The 19,548-nt window shown below is 53.9% G+C and carries 19 protein-coding genes and 1 pseudogene; 6 read left to right on the forward strand and 14 right to left on the reverse strand.

Annotated features, from left to right (window positions below; genetic code table 11):
* Positions 1-6: 6 nt before the first annotated feature.
* A complete protein-coding gene (treR, locus tag C8D90_RS06000; RefSeq protein WP_115457517.1) occupies positions 7-960 on the reverse strand; it encodes a trehalose operon repressor TreR in 954 nt (317 codons plus the stop codon).
* 229 nt (positions 961-1,189) lie between these two features.
* Here treR and C8D90_RS06005 point away from each other — a divergent pair, with 229 nt between their 5' ends.
* Together C8D90_RS06005 and C8D90_RS06010 are read left to right on the forward strand one after the other, a co-directional pair.
* On the forward strand, positions 1,190-3,328 hold the full coding sequence (locus C8D90_RS06005) for a YgiQ family radical SAM protein (protein WP_115457518.1): 2,139 nt from the start codon (positions 1,190-1,192) through the stop codon (positions 3,326-3,328).
* A 575-nt stretch (positions 3,329-3,903) separates the two neighbouring features.
* Entirely contained in the window at positions 3,904-4,197 is a 294-nt protein-coding gene (locus C8D90_RS06010; RefSeq protein WP_147291329.1) for a hypothetical protein, read from the forward strand.
* 317 nt (positions 4,198-4,514) lie between these two features.
* On the opposite strand, the gene dkgA is transcribed toward C8D90_RS06010, so the two are convergent.
* Together dkgA and yqhD are read right to left on the reverse strand one after the other, a co-directional pair.
* A complete protein-coding gene (dkgA, locus tag C8D90_RS06015) occupies positions 4,515-5,345 on the reverse strand; it encodes a 2,5-didehydrogluconate reductase DkgA (protein WP_115457520.1) in 831 nt (276 codons plus the stop codon).
* Positions 5,346-5,509: 164 nt separating this feature from the next.
* Positions 5,510-6,667 (reverse strand): alcohol dehydrogenase, encoded by a 1,158-nt coding sequence (gene yqhD, locus C8D90_RS06020; protein ID WP_115457521.1) that lies wholly within the window; start codon positions 6,665-6,667, stop codon positions 5,510-5,512.
* A 200-nt stretch (positions 6,668-6,867) separates the two neighbouring features.
* Between yqhD and C8D90_RS06025 the strand changes: the two genes are divergently transcribed.
* Positions 6,868-7,776 (forward strand): AraC family transcriptional regulator, encoded by a 909-nt coding sequence (locus C8D90_RS06025; protein ID WP_115457522.1) that lies wholly within the window; start codon positions 6,868-6,870, stop codon positions 7,774-7,776.
* A 54-nt stretch (positions 7,777-7,830) separates the two neighbouring features.
* Here C8D90_RS06025 and C8D90_RS06030 read toward each other — a convergent pair whose 3' ends face one another.
* The 4 genes and pseudogenes from C8D90_RS06030 to C8D90_RS22475 all read right to left on the reverse strand — a co-directional run.
* The gene (locus C8D90_RS06030) at positions 7,831-8,466 is read right to left on the reverse strand and encodes an outer membrane protein (protein ID WP_115457523.1); all 636 of its coding nucleotides are present in this window, start codon (positions 8,464-8,466) and stop codon (positions 7,831-7,833) included.
* Positions 8,467-8,900: 434 nt separating this feature from the next.
* Positions 8,901-9,635, reverse strand: coding sequence for an SDR family oxidoreductase (locus C8D90_RS06035; RefSeq protein WP_115457524.1), 735 nt, complete (start codon positions 9,633-9,635; stop codon positions 8,901-8,903).
* Positions 9,636-9,774: 139 nt separating this feature from the next.
* Positions 9,775-10,167 (reverse strand): TetR/AcrR family transcriptional regulator C-terminal domain-containing protein, encoded by a 393-nt coding sequence (locus C8D90_RS22225; RefSeq protein WP_230472961.1) that lies wholly within the window; start codon positions 10,165-10,167, stop codon positions 9,775-9,777.
* 66 nt (positions 10,168-10,233) lie between these two features.
* Positions 10,234-10,425 (reverse strand): annotated as a pseudogene (locus C8D90_RS22475) (TetR/AcrR family transcriptional regulator); the annotation flags it as partial.
* 974 nt (positions 10,426-11,399) lie between these two features.
* Between C8D90_RS22475 and C8D90_RS06045 the strand changes: the two are divergent.
* From C8D90_RS06045 to C8D90_RS06055, 3 genes are all read left to right on the forward strand, one after another.
* Entirely contained in the window at positions 11,400-12,284 is an 885-nt protein-coding gene (locus C8D90_RS06045; RefSeq protein WP_147291330.1) for a hypothetical protein, read from the forward strand.
* A gap of 87 nt (positions 12,285-12,371) precedes the next feature.
* The gene (locus C8D90_RS06050) at positions 12,372-12,974 is read left to right on the forward strand and encodes a DUF2239 family protein (RefSeq protein WP_115457527.1); all 603 of its coding nucleotides are present in this window, start codon (positions 12,372-12,374) and stop codon (positions 12,972-12,974) included.
* Between the two features lie 140 nt (positions 12,975-13,114).
* Positions 13,115-13,342: a hypothetical protein gene (locus C8D90_RS06055; RefSeq protein ID WP_115457528.1), complete on the forward strand. Its 228-nt coding sequence runs from the start codon at positions 13,115-13,117 to the stop codon at positions 13,340-13,342.
* Between the two features lie 76 nt (positions 13,343-13,418).
* Here C8D90_RS06055 and C8D90_RS06060 read toward each other — a convergent pair whose 3' ends face one another.
* The 7 genes from C8D90_RS06060 to C8D90_RS06090 all read right to left on the reverse strand — a co-directional run bounded on the left by C8D90_RS06060 (position 13,419) and on the right by C8D90_RS06090 (position 19,387).
* A complete protein-coding gene (locus C8D90_RS06060; RefSeq protein ID WP_115457529.1) occupies positions 13,419-14,666 on the reverse strand; it encodes a vWA domain-containing protein in 1,248 nt (415 codons plus the stop codon).
* A gap of 88 nt (positions 14,667-14,754) precedes the next feature.
* On the reverse strand, positions 14,755-15,330 hold the full coding sequence (locus C8D90_RS06065) for a TerD family protein (protein WP_115457530.1): 576 nt from the start codon (positions 15,328-15,330) through the stop codon (positions 14,755-14,757).
* Between the two features lie 59 nt (positions 15,331-15,389).
* Positions 15,390-15,968, reverse strand: a complete 579-nt coding sequence (locus C8D90_RS06070; RefSeq protein WP_115457531.1) for a TerD family protein — start codon at positions 15,966-15,968, stop codon at positions 15,390-15,392.
* Between the two features lie 45 nt (positions 15,969-16,013).
* A complete protein-coding gene (locus C8D90_RS06075) occupies positions 16,014-17,075 on the reverse strand; it encodes a TerC/Alx family metal homeostasis membrane protein (RefSeq protein WP_115457532.1) in 1,062 nt (353 codons plus the stop codon).
* Positions 17,076-17,112: 37 nt separating this feature from the next.
* Entirely contained in the window at positions 17,113-17,568 is a 456-nt protein-coding gene (locus C8D90_RS06080) for a tellurite resistance TerB family protein (RefSeq protein WP_115457533.1), read from the reverse strand.
* 26 nt (positions 17,569-17,594) lie between these two features.
* On the reverse strand, positions 17,595-18,797 hold the full coding sequence (locus C8D90_RS06085; protein ID WP_115457534.1) for a TerD family protein: 1,203 nt from the start codon (positions 18,795-18,797) through the stop codon (positions 17,595-17,597).
* Positions 18,797-19,387 carry a TerD family protein gene (locus C8D90_RS06090; protein ID WP_115457535.1) on the reverse strand — a complete coding sequence of 197 codons (591 nt, stop codon included), beginning with the start codon at positions 19,385-19,387 and terminating at the stop codon, positions 18,797-18,799. Before C8D90_RS06090 ends, C8D90_RS06085 begins: the two co-directional genes overlap by 1 nt.
* Positions 19,388-19,548: the final 161 nt, after the last annotated feature.

A 19,548-nucleotide genomic window follows, 5' to 3' on the forward strand; every position in this document is an offset into this window, starting at 1 on the left:
CGCCCGCTATTCCGTCAGCGTACAGGGAACCGTCAGGCGGCGAACGGGCTGGCTGTCGTGCAGTTGCCCCATCAATTGCTGTATCGCCAGGCGTCCGGCTTCGGCGTTGCCGGGATCGACGGAAAAGGTTTGCGGGTAGAGAAAGTGCAGCAGGGCATTATTGCCGATGCCGCAAACCTGAATCGCCTCAAGCTGATGTTCGTGCAGGTATTTGCTGACGCCGATGGCGATGGTGTCTGACGCGCAGACAATGGCGGTGGTTTCCGGCGTGAGAACCTCGGGAACCCGCTGATAACCGCTTTGATAGGTCAGCTCGCCGAGTGAAGCGTCGGGCGTGAGGCCGTAATGGCGGCAGCGTTCCTGATAGGCGGCATGACGGCGGCTGCCGGTGGTGGCATCGGACTCTTTGACGCCGATAAAAGCGATGCGGCGGTGCCCCTGCTGATACAGTTTGTCCACCAGCAGCGTTATGGCGCCGGCGTCGTTATAGCAAACGGATGCGATTTCCGCATATTCCCGCGCCACCACGATCATCTTGTTACGCCAGGGATGCAGCATTTTTTCATCAAGCCCGGTAAAACCGAACAGCACCAGCCCATCGACGTTGCGCTGCGCCAGCACCGCCAGATGCTCTTTTACCCGCTGATTTTCAAAGCGACTTTCCAGCAGAATCGGATCATAACCCCGTTCATACAACAGCGGCAGCATGGCGCTGACGGACTGGTTTTCCGCATTGGAATCCATACGGGAAATAATGATGGCCACCACTTTGTCGCTCTGTCCGCGCATGGCGCGGGCGGACTTTGAGGGGGAAAAGTTTTGCTGGCGGATGATTTCCATCACCCGCTCGCGGGTGCGCTCGCTGACCCCTTCCTCCCGGTTGATCACGCGGGATACGGTAGATTTTCCGACGCCGCTGAGACGGGCGATATCTTTAATCGTCAGGCGATTTGATGACATCAGTACCTCTGAAAACGCAATGAACCGGGAAATTCCCGCCGTGAATTTGAACCTATTGTTGTCATTAAGCTGCTTAATAACAAGTTATTGGCGCATATTCGTCAGTCAAAAGTGGGGCTTTGCCGATTTTATCCTCTCATTTATCCGGTAAAACCCGTATAATCGCGCCCCTGTTTATGGTGATTTCTTCACCACTGCGCTTTTCCTCCGGTGACCGAAAGAGTAACTCATGAGTAGCATTAGCCTGATCCAACCCGAACGCGATCTGTTTTCTTACACGCCTTATTGGGCGGAATGTTTCGGCACCGCGCCGTTTTTGCCGATGTCGCGGGAAGAGATGGATACCCTGGGGTGGGACAGTTGCGACATCATCATCGTCACCGGCGACGCCTATGTTGATCATCCCAGCTTCGGGATGGCGATCATCGGCCGCATGCTGGAAGCGCAGGGCTTTCGCGTGGGAATTATCGCCCAGCCTGACTGGAGTAATAAAAACGACTTTATGCGCCTGGGCAAGCCGAACCTGTTTTTCGGCGTGACTGCGGGCAACATGGACTCGATGATCAACGGCTATACCGCCGATCGCAAACTGCGCCACGATGATGCCTATACGCCGGGCAACGTGCGCGGCAAGCGTCCGGATCGCGCGACGCTGGTCTATACCCAGCGGTGTAAAGAAGCCTATAAAGACGTGCCGGTGCTGCTGGGCGGCATCGAGGCCAGCCTGCGCCGCATCGCGCATTATGATTATTGGTCTGACACCGTGCGCCGTTCGGTGCTGGTGGATGCCAAGGCGGATATGCTGGTGTACGGCAACGGCGAACGTCCTATGGTGGAAGTGGCGCACCGCCTGGCGGCGGGCGAGGCGATCAGCGATATCACCGACGTACGTAATACCGCGATCATGCGCAAAGAAGCGCTGCCCGGCTGGAGCGGCGTGGACTCGACGCGGCTGGATAAGCCGGGACGCATCGATCCGATCCCCAACCCTTACGGCGACGATCTGGCCTGCATGCCGGCAAAAGACAAGAATGAAGCCCAGCCGGTTACGGTACGTGCGGCAAAGCCCAAGCCGTGGGAAAAAACCTATGTGCTTTTGCCCTCGTTTGAGAAAGTCAAAAACGACAAGGTGCTGTATGCCCATACGTCGCGCATTCTGCATCATGAAACCAACCCTGGCTGCGCCAGGGCGCTGATGCAAAAACACGGCGATCGCTACGTGTGGATCAACCCACCCGCGATTCCGTTGAGCACCGAAGAGATGGACAGCGTCTTCGCGCTGCCGTATCAGCGCGTGCCGCACCCTTCGTATGGTAAAGCGCGCCTCGCCGCTTACGAGATGATCCGTTTCTCTATCAACATTATGCGCGGCTGTTACGGCGGCTGCTCATTTTGCTCCATCACCGAGCATGAGGGGCGCATTATCCAGAGCCGTTCGCAGGAATCCATCATCCGCGAAATTGAAGAGATCCGCGACAGCGTGCCGGGATTTACCGGCGTGATTTCCGATTTGGGCGGGCCGACGGCCAACATGTACATGCTGCGTTGCCAGTCGCCGCGCGCGGAACAGACCTGCCGCCGCGCGTCGTGCGTTTATCCGGAGATTTGCCAGCACATGGACACTAACCATGAGCCGACGATCAATCTGTACCGCAAGGCGCGTGACGTGAAGGGTGTGAAGAAGATCCTGATAGCCTCCGGCGTGCGTTACGATCTGGCGGTGGAAGATCCGCGTTATATCAAAGAGCTGGCGACGCACCATGTGGGTGGCTATCTCAAGATTGCGCCGGAGCATACCGAAGAAGGCCCGCTGTCGATGATGATGAAACCGGGAATGGGGACATATCATCGTTTTAAAGAGCTGTTCGATATGTATTCGAAACAGGCGGGCAAAGAGCAGTACCTGATTCCGTACTTTATTTCCGCGCATCCGGGCACCCGCGATGAAGACATGGTAAATCTGGCGCTGTGGCTGAAGAAAAACCGTTTCCGGTTGGATCAGGTGCAGAACTTTTATCCGTCGCCGTTGGCAAACTCGACCACCATGTATTACACGGGGAAGAATCCGCTGGCGAAGGTGGATTATAAGAGTGAGGACGTGGTGGTGCCGAAAGGCGACCGCCAGCGGCGGTTACAGAAGGCGCTGCTGCGGTATCATGATCCGGCTAACTGGCCGTTGATTCGTAAGGCATTGGAGGAGATGGGGCTGAAACATTTGATCGGCGGTCGCCGGGAGTGTTTGGTGCCTGCGCCGTCGCTGGAGGAGCAGAGGGAGGCCAGACGGATGCAGAGGGGGACGCGGTTGGCGTTGACGAAGCATACGGGTAATCAGAACAGGGTTGGGAAAACTAAGGCGAAATTGAAATAGTTGGGGAGGGTTCCGTCCGCGTTGGCGGTGGTGCCAGATGTGGCCCCGCTGCGGCGGCCGGGCAAAGGGTGGCTGGGCGGCCACCCTCTGCACTCCCGCGCCTTAGGTGCGGGCCGCCTTTCCCGCCCGCTTCGCGGGTGCCTTCCTCACCCTTTGGCCCTATGGCACCGGCTGCGGAAGGGCATCCTGCCCATCCTCGCCTCTCGCCGCATCCATGCGGCGAGTGCCGGGCCAAAGGGTTCGTCAGCGATTCAGGAGGCCAGCGGCTCTTTAGTAGTCTTTGGGTGAGTATTTAAGTGAGCTTAACCAATTGATTTTAATATAATCTTTTTTATTTTTTCGAGCAGCTTTCCAATTTTTACAGCAACTCCTCTGTAATGTATTTCCCTCTATTCTTCTGCTGTGAATCTTGCGTTATTGTATTTCTGCTACGGCAAAATTCGTAGCCGGGATTGGAACCCCTGAATATCTCAGTGATTGGAAAAATGTTTATTTTTCCAGCGCCTGCCGGTGTGCAGAAAAATGGAGTGACCGCGTACGCGGTGATGGGGTTTCACAATCTTAGGAAATACGTTATGACCACGCATACATCCTCTATTGCGGCTTTTTGTGATTTGTTATCCAGTCTTAATTTCAGCCATTACGACGAGCTTGAGCTTGTTGATCTCAATGCCCTAACAGCCAGTATGGTTGAGGGGCTTAGTCATGGATTGCTGTTTATTGGAGAAACATTAGAAAGCGGCGCACAATTCCCGCCAGAAAGCCTGCTGCAACTGAGTGAAGTATTAACTGCTCACGCACACATATTACCGGCTTTGCACCTTATTGGAGACAAAGCCCTGATAGAACTAACCCACCGGCATGCATAACAAATGAAAGACAGCCGCTGAAACACTCTCCTCAAAAACAACACGAAAGCCGCTGGCCTCCTGAACCGCTGACGAACCCTTTGGCCCGGCACTCGCCGCATGGATGCGGCGAGAGGCGAGGATGGGCAGGATGCCCTTCCGCAGCCGGTGCCATAGGGCCAAAGGGTGAGGAAGGCACCCGCGAAGCGGGCGGGAAAGGCGGCCCGCACCTAAGGCGCGGGAGTGCAGAGGGTGGCCGCCCAGCCACCCTCTGCCCGGCCGCCGCAGCGGGGCCACATCTGGCACCACCGCCAACGCGGACGGAACCCTCCCCAACCCTAAATCTTCTCAAACAAATCCGGATCCGGCCCCAACCTCTTCCCGCAATCCATCTTCGCTATCTCCCCCAACTCATCCTTATCCAATCTAAAATCAAACACCTCAAAATTCTCTTTAATCCTCGCCGGGGTCACTGACTTCGGAATAACAATCAACCCGCTATCCAAATGCCACCGAATAACGATCTGCGCTGCTGTCTTCCCATATTTCTGCGCCAGCTTGCGGATAATTGCTGCATCAAATACGCCTTCGCCCCCTTGCGCCAACGGGCTCCATGACTCAGTCGCAATATGATGCGTAGCATTCCAGGCATGCATAGGTTTCTGCTGAAACAGCGGATGCAGCTCGATCTGATTAACGACCGGCGTAATCCCCGTCTCATCAATCAGCCTCTGCACGTGGGGAATGTTGAAGTTACAAACGCCGATGCTCTTAATCAGCCCCTGCTTTTTCAGCTCGGCGATTTTTTTCCAGGCTGCTACGTATTTGTCCTGCTTTGGCACCGGCCAATGAATAAGATAAAGATCCACGTAATCCAGTTGCAGCTTTTTCAGGCTTTCCGCCAGCGCACGTTCTACGTCGTCCTGGCGCTGGTTCCACAGTTTGGTTGTGATAAACAACTCTTCCCGCGGCAGTGAGGCATTCTTTAATGCCTGCCCGACGCCTTCTTCATTGGCGTAAATCGCTGCGGTGTCAATGGCGCGGTAGCCCGCCTCCAGCGCAACATCGATCGCTGACACTACCTGTTGATTACTTGCCTGCCAAACGCCCAGCCCTAACTGCGGCATAGCGTTGCCGTCACTCAGTTTAATGAAGGGTTGTGTTGTCATTGGGTATCTCCTTATCGGTTTCCGCGGCGGGGATTTCCCGCACCGGGAAATATCAGGTTAGCGCATATACCGTGTTCCGGCCTGGCCGTAACACTAATGGTTTTCGGAGGGGTAAGTATAAGACAATGAATCCCGCACGCGGCGGGATTCATTAGTTCATTAAATTATAAGGCTGCTTCGTAAATTTTGCGGCTGTCTTCCGGCGTGATATCGCCGTGTTCGCCCAGCGCCGTCATGCCGTGTTCCTGCAATTTCTCCAGCATGGCCGGGATGGTGCTGCCGTCCAGACCGTAGTCGCGCAGGTGGGTTTTGATGCCCATCTGCTCGAAGAAGTTGCGCGTCGCCGCGATGGCGCCATCAATGCGCTGATCTTCGCTGCCGTCGCGCAGGTTCCATACGCGCTCGGCGTACTGCAACAACTTGGCGTGTTTCTGCTGACGTTTGTATTGCATCATGACCGGCAGAATGACCGCCAGCGTCTGGCCGTGGTCCATGCCGTGCATGGCGGTTAACTCGTGGCCCAGCATATGGGTCGCCCAGTCAACCGGCACGCCGGTGGCAATCAGGCCGTTCAGGGCCATGGTGGCGCTCCACATGATGTTGGCGCGTACCGCGTAGTTTTCCGGCTCTTGCAGCGCTTTCGGGCCTTCTTCAATCAGGGTTTGCAGCAAACCTTCGGCGAAACGGTCCTGAACTTTGGCGTCTACCGGGTAAGTCAGGTATTGCTCCATGACGTGAATGAAAGCATCCACCACGCCGTTGGCGACCTGACGCGGCGGCAGGCTGTAGGTGTATTCCGGGTCCAGGATGGCGAATTTCGGCATCACGTGGCGTGAGAAGAAATGCTGCTTGTCACCGGTGGTACGACGGGTGATTACCGCGCCGGCGTTCATTTCCGAGCCGGTGGCCGGCAGGGTCAGTACGCTGCCCAGCGGGATCGCGCGGGTGATTTTACTGCCGACGGTTTCCATAATGTTCCACGGATCGCCTTCATAGTCAGCTGCGGCTGCAATGAACTTGGTGCCGTCCAGGACGGAACCGCCGCCGACGGCAAGCAGGAAGTCTATTTTCTCGTTACGCACCTGTTCTACGGCTTTCATCAGGGTTTCGTAAGCCGGGTTAGGTTCGATACCGCCGAATTCCGAGACGTGCATCCCGGCCAACGCGCTGTATACCTTGTCGAGCACGCCGTTACGTTTAACGCTGCCGCCGCCGTAGGTGATCAGAATGCGGGCGTCGGACGGCACTTCATTACGCAGGTTGCTGATCTGGTTTTTGCCAAACAGAACGCGGGTCGGGGTATGCAGGATAAAGTTTTCCATCGCAAGAGTACCTCAAAATAAGCAAACAAAAAGGCCGTGTGGCCACAGGGAAATCATTGACGGCTATTGTGGGCTTATCGCCGCCGCGTCTCAATGCACATTCCTGCCGATGACTTGCCTATTCCTGCAGGAGGCTGTAGAAATAGGAAGTGTTCTGGCATCATGTCTGCCAATTTCGTTGCGTAATCCGGAGCTGATTTATGTTGGTTGATGAACGAGGAAGCCTGCTCGCCGCCCGGCTTGTCCGCCAGGTAAAGGCCACCGGCGCGGGGCCGTCACCGGTCGAAGACGTCAGAATTATCTATACCACCGAGCATCACGCGCGCACGCCGGTAATGTATGAACCTTGCATAATCATCGTGTTTCAGGGGTACAAGGTCGGGTATCTGGGGGAGCGGATGTTCCGCTACGATCCGAATAACTACCTGCTGATGACGCTGCCGCTGCCCTGTGAATGCGAGACGTTCGCCTCGCCGGAAGAGCCGCTGGTGGGGATCTCGCTGCGCGTTAATACGGCGGTGCTCCAGGAACTGATGTTTGAAATGGGAGACGGGCTGGAGGATGCATCGCGTCGCCAGTCGCCGGGATTCCGTTCCGTCGCCCTGAATGAGGCGTTGTTCTGCGCCGCAGAACGGCTGATCGACGCGATGGAAGACCCGCTGGAAGCCAGGGTGCTCGGGCCGCAGATCGTGCGTGAGATGCTGTTTTACGTGCTGCGCGGCGAGGGCGGCGAGGCGTTGCAGGCGCTGGTCAACCGGCACGGCCATTTCAGCCAGATCGCCAAAGCGCTGAGGGTGATAGAGCAGCAGTACACCAGCAACCTGAATATCGATCTGCTGGCGCAGGAAGTGAACATGAGCATTTCCGCCTTTCATCACAACTTCAAGGCGGTGACCTCGACGTCGCCGTTGCAGTACATCAAATCCTACCGTTTGCATAAGGCGCGCATGCTGATGCTGCACGACGGGTTGAAGGCCAGCACGGCGGCGATCCGCGTCGGTTACGAAAGCCCGTCGCAGTTCAGCCGTGAGTACAAACGCTTTTTCGGTAATACGCCCAGCGAGCAGGTGGCCCGTTATCGTGAAGGCGGCCTGGTCGTTGAACGCTGATATAAAAAAAGACCCGCCGTCATGGCGGGTCTTGTTCATTACCGGAAAGGGTAATCAGAAGTAGTAGTTCACGCCGGCGGTAAAGTCATGGGTGCCGACTTTAACTTCGGAACCGTTGGCTTTGCCTTTACCCGCGTCGAGATATTTGTAACCTACGTCCAGATCCAGGTGGCTGTTGATGGCATAAGATACGCCGGTGCCTACGCTCCAGGCGAAGTTATCGTAGCTGCCGGAGTTGGTGTTGCCAGCCAGGCTCTGATCCAGTTTCACGTTGGCATAACCGATGCCCACGCCCACGTACGGAGTGAACGGCGTACCGGTTTGGATATCGTAGTAGTTGTTAACCATCACGCTCTGAACACGCACGCGGTTGTGGTTGGTGCCCAGGTTGCTGACGTTGTGGTAAGAGTCGGTGCCTTCACGGTAGGTATAATCCAGCTCGGTACGAATCGGCAGATTAAAGTCGTTCATGAAGTTATAACCGAATACCAGGCCGGCGTTACCGGCTTGTTTGGTATCACGCGGGATACCGGTGGTGCCGTTACCGGTGTTTACGCTCTGGCCATGCTGCTGTTCCAGGCTGATACCCATTTTAGCACCGGCATAAAAACCGGTATTATCTGCGGCGAATGCAAGCGATGAGGACGCAACCAAAGCGGCCAGTAACGACAATTTGGTAAAGTTTTTCATAATAGATTCCAGCTTATATATCTTTTATCTGTGAAATAATACCGTCATGTGACATTGGTCACAAAACTGAAGACGCAGCATTATGATAGATCCGGAAAAGAAAAAATAAAAACTATTTAAATTCAATTAAATCATAATGTTGAAATTAACTTTCATTTTGTTTAGTTCGTGTTGACTCAATATTGTTCGCTATAAGAAATATCTTATTTGATTGAAGTTTACGATGGGTTGTTATTTGAGCTAAATAAGGAAAGGGAGCAAATAGAATGTGTTAAGGTTATTTTTGGTCAGCTTTTGTATATTCAATAAATAATTTCTTACAAAAGAGTGTGTTTATTAAGAATAATCAAGTGAGTGCGGATACCTTATTTTATCAACCAGTTGGACATTAACGAAAATAGGGGCGCTGAAATTTTCAGCGCCCCGGAGCGGGCTTAACGCGCGTTCAGGCTTTCAAAACGCGCTTCCAGCGTTTCCCGCGAAGCCACTCGTGATTCTTCTGAAGTGCCGTAGCCGACTTCTTTTTCACCGGCGAGCAGTCGTTCCATCACCGAAGCCACGAACACTCCAACGTCCACGCCATCGTCATGAAGCCCGATGCCGCCCAGCTGGGTATTGACCGCCGGCGGAATGATTTCCATAACCTCCACGGAGGTTGATTCCAGCTCTTTACGAAGCACCCGCGTGTAAGCGTGCAGGCCGGCTTTTGTCGCGCAGTATACCGGTGCAAAACAGGCTGGCGTCAGGGCAAGGCCGGAGGAGACGTTGATGATAGTGGAAGACTTGTTTAACAGCATCGGAACAAACAATGCGCACAGATGCATCGGCGCTTCCAGATTAATGGCGATTTCAGCGGCGTGCTCGGACCAGGCGCGGGTGTCTTGCAACAGTGGCGCGCGCAGCTGGATACCTGCATTGTTCACCAGTATGTTGAGGTTCGGGTGTTTAGCCATTATCAATTCTGCCAACCGTACCCGTTCTGTTTCCAGGGCGAGATCGGCGGTGTAAGCGATGATTCCCGGATTTTCCTGTTGTACCGACTGCATTTTATCGGTGTGGGATGAACAGATAATGACGTCGTTGCCGGTACGGAGAAAATACTTCGCTATCTCCAGACCGATACCGGAAGAACCGCCGGTAATCAGTATGGTGTTGTCAGAAATTTTCATGATGTGCCCCGTGAGGTTTTGGCGGAAATTGCACTGCTTAGTGTATTTCTCGCCAAATTTTGAGGATGAAAAGACGCCCAGTCAAGCGATTATGCACTATATAGTGCATGTCATACGGGGCAATTGAAATGATGAAATCTTAGTCGGTTTTACCGGTAACCAAATAGCGGGCGATAAAGGTTTTTACCGCTTCATCAACCACTTTATGATACAAGGCGTCTCCCGGATCCTCGCCGATACCAATCAGGCGCAGCCAACGCAGAGGCTCCATAATCAGGCCGACGAACTGGCGTATGGCCAGCTCTTTATCGCCAAACGCCATTATCCCTTCGCTTTCCAGGCGGGCGAAATAGGCGCTCATACGTTCGAGCATTGGTGCTTTGCTCATGCGGTAGAAGTCTTCCGCCAGATGAGGAAAGCGATCGCCTTCCCGTACGATTAAACGCAGAAAGTCTTGTGTCTCAGGCGGTGCCCAGTGACGGGCAATGGTAAGGCCAATCTGATACAGATCTTTGGCGGGATCTTTCGTCATTTCTTTTTCTGGCGGCATATCGGGCGAGCCTAAGCGGAACCAGATACTTTCAATAACGGCCTGGAATAATATCTCTTTAGAAATAAATTGATTATATATAGTTCGCCTGGCGACACCTGACTCTTTAGCCAGCGTATCCATGCTGGTTCCTTCAAATCCGTCACGCAAAAAAACATCACGGGCTGTTTCCAAAACCTGCAACATTTTGGGCGTGTACTTCTTGCGTGGGGTGGCTTTTTGAGCTGGTGTTTTCGTCATAACAACAGATCCATAGTGATGAATAAGGTTGCACCGTTTGATACTAACATGCCGTGACTATGAATGCATTTGTCGGCATCTGATATGTGCTTATAAAATGACATACATTATGTTCCCGATATATTACTCAGCGGTACTCTTTAGTTTCGGCAGGTACGGGTCATTCTTTATATATAAAATACTGACAAATGACTGTTTTTTCGACATCTCATGCATGAGGTGGTATGTGATTTCTTTTTCTTTGTTTTGTTACTTCCTTGGTTGACCTTATATTTGATTAAGAAAAAATTCAAAATAATAGGCTTGCGTGATTTTAATGCTATTAACCGGGATGTGTTATATTTGTTTTATAGGTGAGATTAAGCGGTTTTTTGGGATTTATTACCTGTTTGGATCGGCCTGAATTCCTAAAAGTTAAGTGTTTTCTGTCTTTTTTCCTGGCGGGAGAGCGGGATTGCGTGTATTACACTACTTGTGGGAGGGGGGCTGTGACGCTAATATGGCATGGGCATTGGTTTATATCTGGTTACACATCCCAAATATACCACGGTTATAGCGAATAGCATCATAACCTAACCTTTATTGTTGGTTGCATGATTTATAATACATACTGTTTGCCGTAAAAGTGATACTATCCTGGTAAGTAAGAATTTTCTTGGTAATGTGCTATCAATGGATGCGTATTGAACGTTGATGTGGTAAGAAGGTATTGTCGAAACGAATAAGTATCGTCTTATATTGGTAGTATAATCAGTCAGGTTCTAATAATAAACCTAGTGAGATAATCAAAACGCAATGATAAAAAATACATTTATTCTATCCCAGTAGAAGTTTATTCTCATGCATGGTCAGATTAATCCGGCCGTACAATGCATACTACCGATTATATAACACGATCCGTATTCTCTGTAGCTATCAAAAGCAACAGAGAAAGGCATTTGTTCAGGACGGAACGGTTGTAGCAAAGGATGATTATGAGTAAAAAACAAGAGTTAATTGAAAAACTCTGCGCTTATGGTAATGGCATTAATGAAAATTCAGGTTTTGATGAGGCTGTAAAACGCCACTATGATTTAATGGCTAAAATATATGAGAAGAATTCATTGTTTTATAAGACGATCATCAGGGAGAGTCGGATTTATATCGTTATTGCAATATTATGCTTCTTTTATTCCCGGGGGAAAACCAGTCAGGCGGAGGTTCGTGAATATTGTAAGTCAATGAAATTTGCCAGCGGGAACAGCATAGATTCTCAGTTTTTCTTTTTGCGTGTCAGCGGTCGCCTGGAGGCGGTGAGAAACAGCGAAAATAAGCGCATTCTGATGATATCGCCCACGGAGAAATTATTGGCGGAAGAGCGGGAATATATAACCAGCGCCTTGTTGCCCTTGAATGTACTTTTTCCGGCGCTGCAATTGCCTCCGGATTTTATGAGCGATGAAGCAAACGTTGTCGCTATGCATCGCAATATGTATGAGTTGTTGATTAACCGGGTCATCATCAGCCAGGTTGTGCCGGAGGTACACCTGTTCACGGAAAAAGATTCCGGCCATATGATTTTCATCAGTCTTTATCTGGAAGCGCTGACTTACAAACGCAGGAATAATAACCAACCAGGTATCTTTGAATATCCGTATAACACGGTAAGCAAAACCCTGGCCGTTTCACGAACCCACGTGCGCCGTATCGTCAACGCAGCAGCGAAGGCGGGCTGGATGACGGTACATGACAATTCCCGCATTGAAGTCACCGCCGCATTTATGAAGTTGCTTCGCAATTATATGGCGCTCTACTTTGCCCTGGGCGTGTATTGCCTGGAGCTGGAGCCCGGTAACATTCGCCCCTGGGCAGAGCCGTAAACCACCGGGTTATTTTTATCCGGGTAATATTGACACGCATTTTTACCCGGATATAATTCTCCATAATTTCACTATGGAGATTTTTCTATGAACCCTGCACTTTCCCACTCCTGCAGCGCGTTTGCCGGTCACCGGCTGTTGAGCGCCGGCTCGCTGGCTGACGTTGCGCTGGCGGTCAGATCACTGCTGGCGCAGGATGCAACACAATCGGTACTGGTATTCGACGATGCCGATGGCCGCGTGATCGACCTGGATTTACGTGGCTCGGAACAAGAGATCCTGGCGCGTTTAGCGGTACAGGTTGAAAACGAAGCCGCCCGGCGGCGCGCGATGTCGACGCCTCCGGAAGTTGCCCGCGGCAAAGGGCGCCCGAAGCTCGGCGTTGTCGGGCGGGAAGTTACGCTGTTGCCCCGGCATTGGGAATGGCTGGCGGAGCAGCCGGGCGGTGCGTCCATTGCGTTGCGTAAGCTGATTGATGAAGCGAGAAAAAGCGGCGGCGAAACGGGGAGCCGGCGTGCAACCCAGGAAGCGGCATACCGTTTTATGCACGCGCTGGCGGGTGATTTACCGGGGTATGAAGAAGCAACGCGCCTGTTGTTTGCCGGCGATCTCGGGGGTTTTGAAAATCACCTGCAACCCTGGCCGGCGGACGTACGGGAGTACGCCATTCGGTTGGCAAAGGGGCAATAGAACGTTTTTAATGCACTGATAAATAATGATATTTATATAAAAATAGATCGTTCCGCAGCGTAGGTCCGCGCAATGAATTCCTGTATGCTGTATGCATAAACAGTAATGTGATTGTTTTCTACCGTCAAAGAGGAATCATCGTGGATATTTATTTCAGCAAATGTGTCGCGAAAAGTTACACCGCCAGCGAAGTCAGGATGGAGATGGAACTCTCAGGCTGTGATGAAAGCGGGATGATTTCATCAGTTTATATTCCGGAAATCCGGGTTCAGATCCATGGCAATGCGGATGATACGCTGTTGGATCTGTTCGAACTGGCGCAACAGCGAACGCAGGAGTTATTTACGTTTAAGATTAATCAGTCGTGAGCGCCGTAATACGGAGAAACGGGCATTGACGGCCGGATGCGGGAAGGCGGGATATCAGAGCCTTCCCGCATCCGGATTACAGTATTCCTTTACCCTTCGCCATGGCTATCCAGCCGGCAAACTCGACCAACAGCAGGTCATACAGTCGTTCATCGGAGAGCGTACGGAAGTCATCGATTGGGAAGAAGTCTGAGTTATCCAACAACCGATCGGTGAAATCATCCAGTTGTTCCAGAATGCCGTAGTTGGAGCCGCCCAGGCCGACGAATTTCCAGAAAATCGGATGATGCGACGAGCGCCGGATGGCGTCTTTGATCGCTTTGGTTTTGTTGATTCCGCCGTCGGTGATGAACACCACGTAAACCGGCTCTTTACTGTCTTTGAACGTATTGATGACGTCTTCCATCACCGGCGGCTCGTTGTTGACGCCACCCAAGCCGGGCAGCAGTTCCCACATCGATTTTTTGCCGCTTTTCTGGATGCGTTCCACATAACCGCCCAGGTTATCCAGCGTGACGTCATCGTACTTTTTGAATTTCTCGCCAAAGCCCCACACGTCCATCGCGCCATCGTCGTCGAACTGGACGGCCAATGCGGCGATACGCTCCAGCACGGCCTGTACGTTGCCGCTTTTGAACTGGCGTGCCATAGAGCCGGACGCATCGAGTACGAACGCGACTTTCGCGCGGGTTTGCTCAAGCTTGTGTTTGGTGAGGCTGACGGTGATGGATTTTGCCAGGTTGACCAAATGCGGCGCTTTCTCCTGCAGCTTTTTCTCCAGGCTGACGGTCGGAGCGGGGGCCGCAACCGGCGCTGCCGGTTCGTCGGCAACGTCAACGCCGAAGTTCATCGCCAGCGGCGCCAGCCCGCCGTTGAAGCCCTGGCCCAGCGCCCGTACTTTCCAGTTGCCCTGATGGCGATAAAACTGCGCGACGATCAGCGCTTTCTCGCTGCGTCCTTCCAGCGGCACGTCGAACGTGGCGACGCCCGGCGCGTTCAGCGTCAGTGCGCTGAGGTTAGCGACGGTATCGGGGCCGTCCACGACCAGCGTCAGCGCGATTTTTTCAATGGCCGGATCGACGCGCGCGAGATCGAGGGTAAAACGGCAACCATCCGGCTGCGGCGTCATTTCCACGCTGCCGTCGGCAGAGCGGGGCTGATTGTAGAAAATAAAGTCGTTATCGCCCCTGACCTTCCCGGCGCCGGTGAGCATAAACGCTGAGGCATCGATTTCACTGCGGAAAGCGGCGGGTTTGGTATAGCTGAGGGTGAGGCTGACTTGCGTGGTGGTGACCGGGGTATTCTGACCGGGCATCAGGTTCATGGGCAACTCCTTCGCGAAATAGGTCCGTCTGGCCATCAAAATCGAAAAAAAAGCCCCGCAGAAGGCGGGGCGGATTGCATGACCGGGATCAGACGTTCACGCCGTGCTGGGCAGCTAATGCGCCCAGGCCGCCGGCGAAACCCTGACCAACAGCGCGGAACTTCCACTCGGCGCCGTTGCGGTACAGTTCACCGAAGATCATCGCGGTTTCGGTAGAGGCGTCTTCAGACAGGTCGAAACGGGCAATTTCCTGGCCGTTGTCGTGGTTGACGACGCGCATGAAGCTGTTGCTGACCATACCGAAGTTCTGCTTGCGGTTTTCCGCGTCATAGATAGTGACGGAGAACACCAGCTTGCTGATGTCGGCAGGCACTTTAGCCAGTTCGATTTTGACCTGCTCGTCGTCGCCGTCGCCTTCACCGGTACGGTTGTCGCCCTGATGCGTAACGGAACCGCACTGGCTGACCTTATTGTTGAAGAAGATAAAACCGGCATCGGATTTCACCTTGCCATCGTCGCCGACCATGAACACGGAGGCGTCGAGGTCAAAGCCTTCGCCGTCCGTTACGCGCATGTCCCAGCCGAGGCCGACCATTGCCACGCTCATCGTGGGCGCTTCTTTGGTCAGGGAAACGTTACCGCCTTTTACCAGGGATACAGCCATTTACGTACTCCTTACATAAATTAGGTGCCGGCGCGGTGATACCCGCGCCGGAAGGATTATCAGGACGCGTTGATGCCGTACTGGGCACAAACGGAGGCCAGGCCGCCGGCATAGCCCTGACCAACGGCGCGGAATTTCCACTCGGCGCCGTGGCGATACAGTTCGCCGAACAGCATCGCGGTTTCGGTGGATGCATCTTCAGAGAGATCGTAACGGGCGACTTCTACCTTGGTGTCATCGTTGACCAGGCGGATAAACGCGTTGGAAACCTGGCCGAAGCTCTGGCGGCGGGCCTGCGCGTCATGGATGGTGACCACGAAGACGATCTTGTCGACGTCGGCCGGCAACTGAGGCAGTTTGATCTTCAGGGATTCGTCATCGCCGTCGCCTTCGCCGGTACGGTTGTCGCCGGTGTGCAGCACGGAACCGTCGGAAGACTTCAGGTTGTTGTAAAAGATAAAGTCGGCGTCACCGCGCACTTTGCCATTGCTGGCCAGAAGGAACGCAGATGCATCCAGGTCAAAGTCCTGCCCGTCCGTAGAACGCGCATCCCATCCCAGGCCGATCAGAACGTTGTTCATGGTCGGGTCTGCTTTGCTCAGTGATACGTTACCGCCTTTTGCGAGAGATACACTCATTGTAGCTTCCTCTGTTACATACTTTCGTTGAAGTTCCCGGGCTGCTTAGCTTTGCCCGTCGGAATTTTTGTGTTCAGCTTCTTCTTCCCCGTCTTTTTCCGGGAAAATGAAGCTGGCAATGATGCCTACTGCCAATACGCCGATCACCACGAACAGACTGGTGCTGGCGGAAATGGCTAAACCATGATGGAAGAAGTGGTCGGTTGCGTTCAGGGCCAGCTTGGCCGCAATGAAGAACAGCAGCACGATAACCGCTTTTTCCAGATGCACGAGATACTGTTTCAACGCTTCCAGCACGAAGTACAGGGTACGCAGGCCGAGAATCGCGAACATCATCGCACTATACACGATCAACGGCTCGCGGCTGACCGCAATAACCGCCGGCACGGAGTCGAAGGCGAACATTACGTCCGACAGCTCGATCACCGCCAGGCACAGCAGCAGCGGCGTGGCGTAAATCGCCGCTTTGCCGCCGCGGCCAATCTGCACATCGGCGTTTTCCGGCTTAGCCAGTTCGGCATCCACCTCTTTCTGGTTCAGTACGAAGTCATGACCTTTCAGCTTGGGCCAGATCGGGAAGAAGCGCTTCACCAGGCGGTACGCCAGATGCTGCGAATAATCCTCGATCTCGTCGTCATCGCCGCCGCTTTTCAGCATCATCACTGCCGTCCAGCCGACGATGGCGGCGAAAAGCAGCTCTACCCACGGGCCGAGCATCAGCAATCCGGTACCGATAGCGACGAAGACGCCGCGGAAGACGATAGCGCCGATGATCCCCCAATACAGCACGCGGTGACGGTAACGATCCGGCACCGAGAACCAGGAGAAAATCGCCATCATCACGAACAGGTTGTCGACGGAAAGCACCTTTTCCAGCGCATAACCGGTGATGAACAGGCTCGCCATCTCAGCACCGTGATGCACGTACAGGAAGCCGCCGAAAGCCAGCGAGACCAGCACCCAGAAGATCGACCATGCCGCGGCGCTCTTCAGGGAGATCGGCTGATCCTTACGATGCATAAAAAGATCGATAAAAATAGCGCCCAGCGACAGTACGACAAAAACAATGACTGTCTCAATAGGGAAGCCGAGATGGGTAGATTCCATATGTAAATATAGCCCTGTGAAAAATCTGAATTATTCGTTACAGCTGAAAATCCGCCGGCGCGAAACCCAGTGCCGAACAGATTTCCCGTGCGGCGGCTTGCTCCTGCGGGTCAAAATCGCCGTCGCTCTTGGCAACGGCAATCCCCACGCGCAACGCGAGCTGAGCCGCGTCGGGCTGGCCCTTGAGCGCGATGATGTACTTCATGGCTTCGCCTTTGCCGATATCGACATCGAACTCATAGCCTGACACCAGTTTGTTGAAGAACTCGATCACCTCATAGGTATCGAACACCTTCAGCTCCGGTGAGTTTTTGATGAACTGAATCATCTTCTGCTTTTCTTCATTGCCGACGCCGTTGCTGGCCATGGCGATATGCGCACAGACGGCCACGGTGCCTTCCATGAATTTCCGGTTTTTGAAGCGACCGACCTGATTGGTCAGCTCATCACGGCCGGCGCTGAGGGCGTTTTTCATTTTGTCGAAAAAGCTCATGCTTTGTTTCTCCTGCAATAATCGTTCTATTTGCTTCCGGCTTTCCAGCGGAAGCCCCAGCCAAAAGCCTGGTCCATCTCCTGGTGGTCGCCGAAATAACGGTTAATACGTTCGACTTTGATGCTTCCGCCTTCGTTCACCAGCCGGGCGACCGCGCACATGCTGCGGTTGTTGTTCCCTTCGGTGAGACGCGTTTCAATCGGCGGCTGGCCGTTGACGTAAATCGTGACGACCCCGTCGGTGCTGTCCCAGTTGGGCGCGCCTTCGTAGATGAACGCAAAAATCAGCACTTCTTTCAGGCGCTTCCACTCGCGGCCGTTGACGCGCATCCATTCGCCGTCGGTGACGTCGCCGGTGCGGTCATCGCCCTGCAACTGCACGTAAGGTTCGTAGTTCAGATCGCCGAAGCGGTTGCCCAGCGCCTGAATTACGGTGCGCTGGCCGTCGCTCAATTCGATAAAGGCCCCGAGATCCAAGTCTATGCCACCTGAGCCGCGTCCGCCGCTGCCGAACATATTCTGGAAGAAACCTTTGCCGCCGCCGCCCTGCGCGTTGCCGCGGTGCCAGTTCAGGTTGATGCGGATTTCGCCGAAGTCATCCTGCTTGCTCAGGCTGATGGTCGATTTTTCCTTGGTGAGCGATACCTTGCTCAGGCTGACCGGCGCTGCTGGCGGCGGTACGGGGGCAGGCGCTGCCGCCGGCGCAGGCGCTGGCGGGGGAGAGGCGGGCGCGTCGTCGCTGATATTCACGCCGAAATGCTCGGCCAGCGGGCGCAGGCCGCCGTTGAAGCCCTGGGAAACAAAACGGAACTTCCACTCGTCGTTGCGGCGGTACAGCTCGCCGACGATCAACGCGGCTTCCTGACGGCCGTTCAGGTCAACTTCGCCCTGTACCAGCACGTTGCCGTTATGCTCGACCTGGATCGCGAGGCGGCGCAGTTGTGAAACCGGGCTGACGCTGTCGCAGGTGGCGGTGAAAGCGATTTTCTGCACGTCAGAACGCATGCGGGGAAGATCGACGCTGAACAGCGTGTCGGACCCATCGGTGCGCTGGCTGACGGTGTTGTCATCGTTGGTCGGCTGACCGTAAAAGACCATGTCGGCATCGCCTCTGACCTTGCCGTCGGCGAAGAGGCGGAACGCGGAAACATCCACGGGCATACCGGACAAAACCTTAACGGTGAGCGCCTGTGCGGGAACGGGGGCGTTTCCCCCCGGCGTCAGGTTCATTAACGCACCACGATTTCAACGATTTGCGGCATCATTTCATCAATGATGCGGCCACGGGCGGCAACGCCGTGCGCGGTGAAATCCCACTGACCGCCGTTACGGCGCAGGGAGGAGATGATAATGCCGGTGTGGGCGCCTTGCTCGCTCAGCTCATAGCGGGCCATTTCTTTGCCGCTTTGATCGAGCACGCGGCAGAACGCGTTTTCAACGTCGTTGAAGGTTTGGCCGCGGAAACTGTTAACGGTAAAGGCAAGGTACTCGACGTTTGCGGGCAGACGCTGCAGGTCGACCATAATGACTTCGTCATCACCGTCGCCTTCGCCGGTCAGGTTATCCCCGGTGTGAACCACGGAACCGCAGCGCGATTCAAGCTGGCGGAACCAGACGACGTCGAGCGGCTCGCCGCTTTGATCGAGCAGTACGCAACTGGCGTCTAAATCGATGGAGTCATTGCCGCCGCCGCCGAACAAGCCGGAAAGGAACCCTTTCTTTTTCTTGGCGGCATCCCAGCCCAGACCGAACTGAACGCGGGAAATGGAAGGGCTTTGCTTAGCGAGTGATACGGACTGATTTTTGCTTAACGATACCATGTGACGTCCCTTGTTATTTTCTCGTTGAGGAAAAAAAACGGCAAATACCATTGCACTGAACTGAATCATATCATGATGAAGAAGTGATGCAACTAAAAAATCATATTATGATTGACATCTTTTCGCGCAGTACCTTAGACTGATCGGCGTACTTTTGCGAT

The organism is Enterobacillus tribolii (assembly GCF_003363015.1).
GTDB classification, from domain to species: Bacteria; Pseudomonadota; Gammaproteobacteria; order Enterobacterales; family Enterobacteriaceae; genus Enterobacillus; species Enterobacillus tribolii.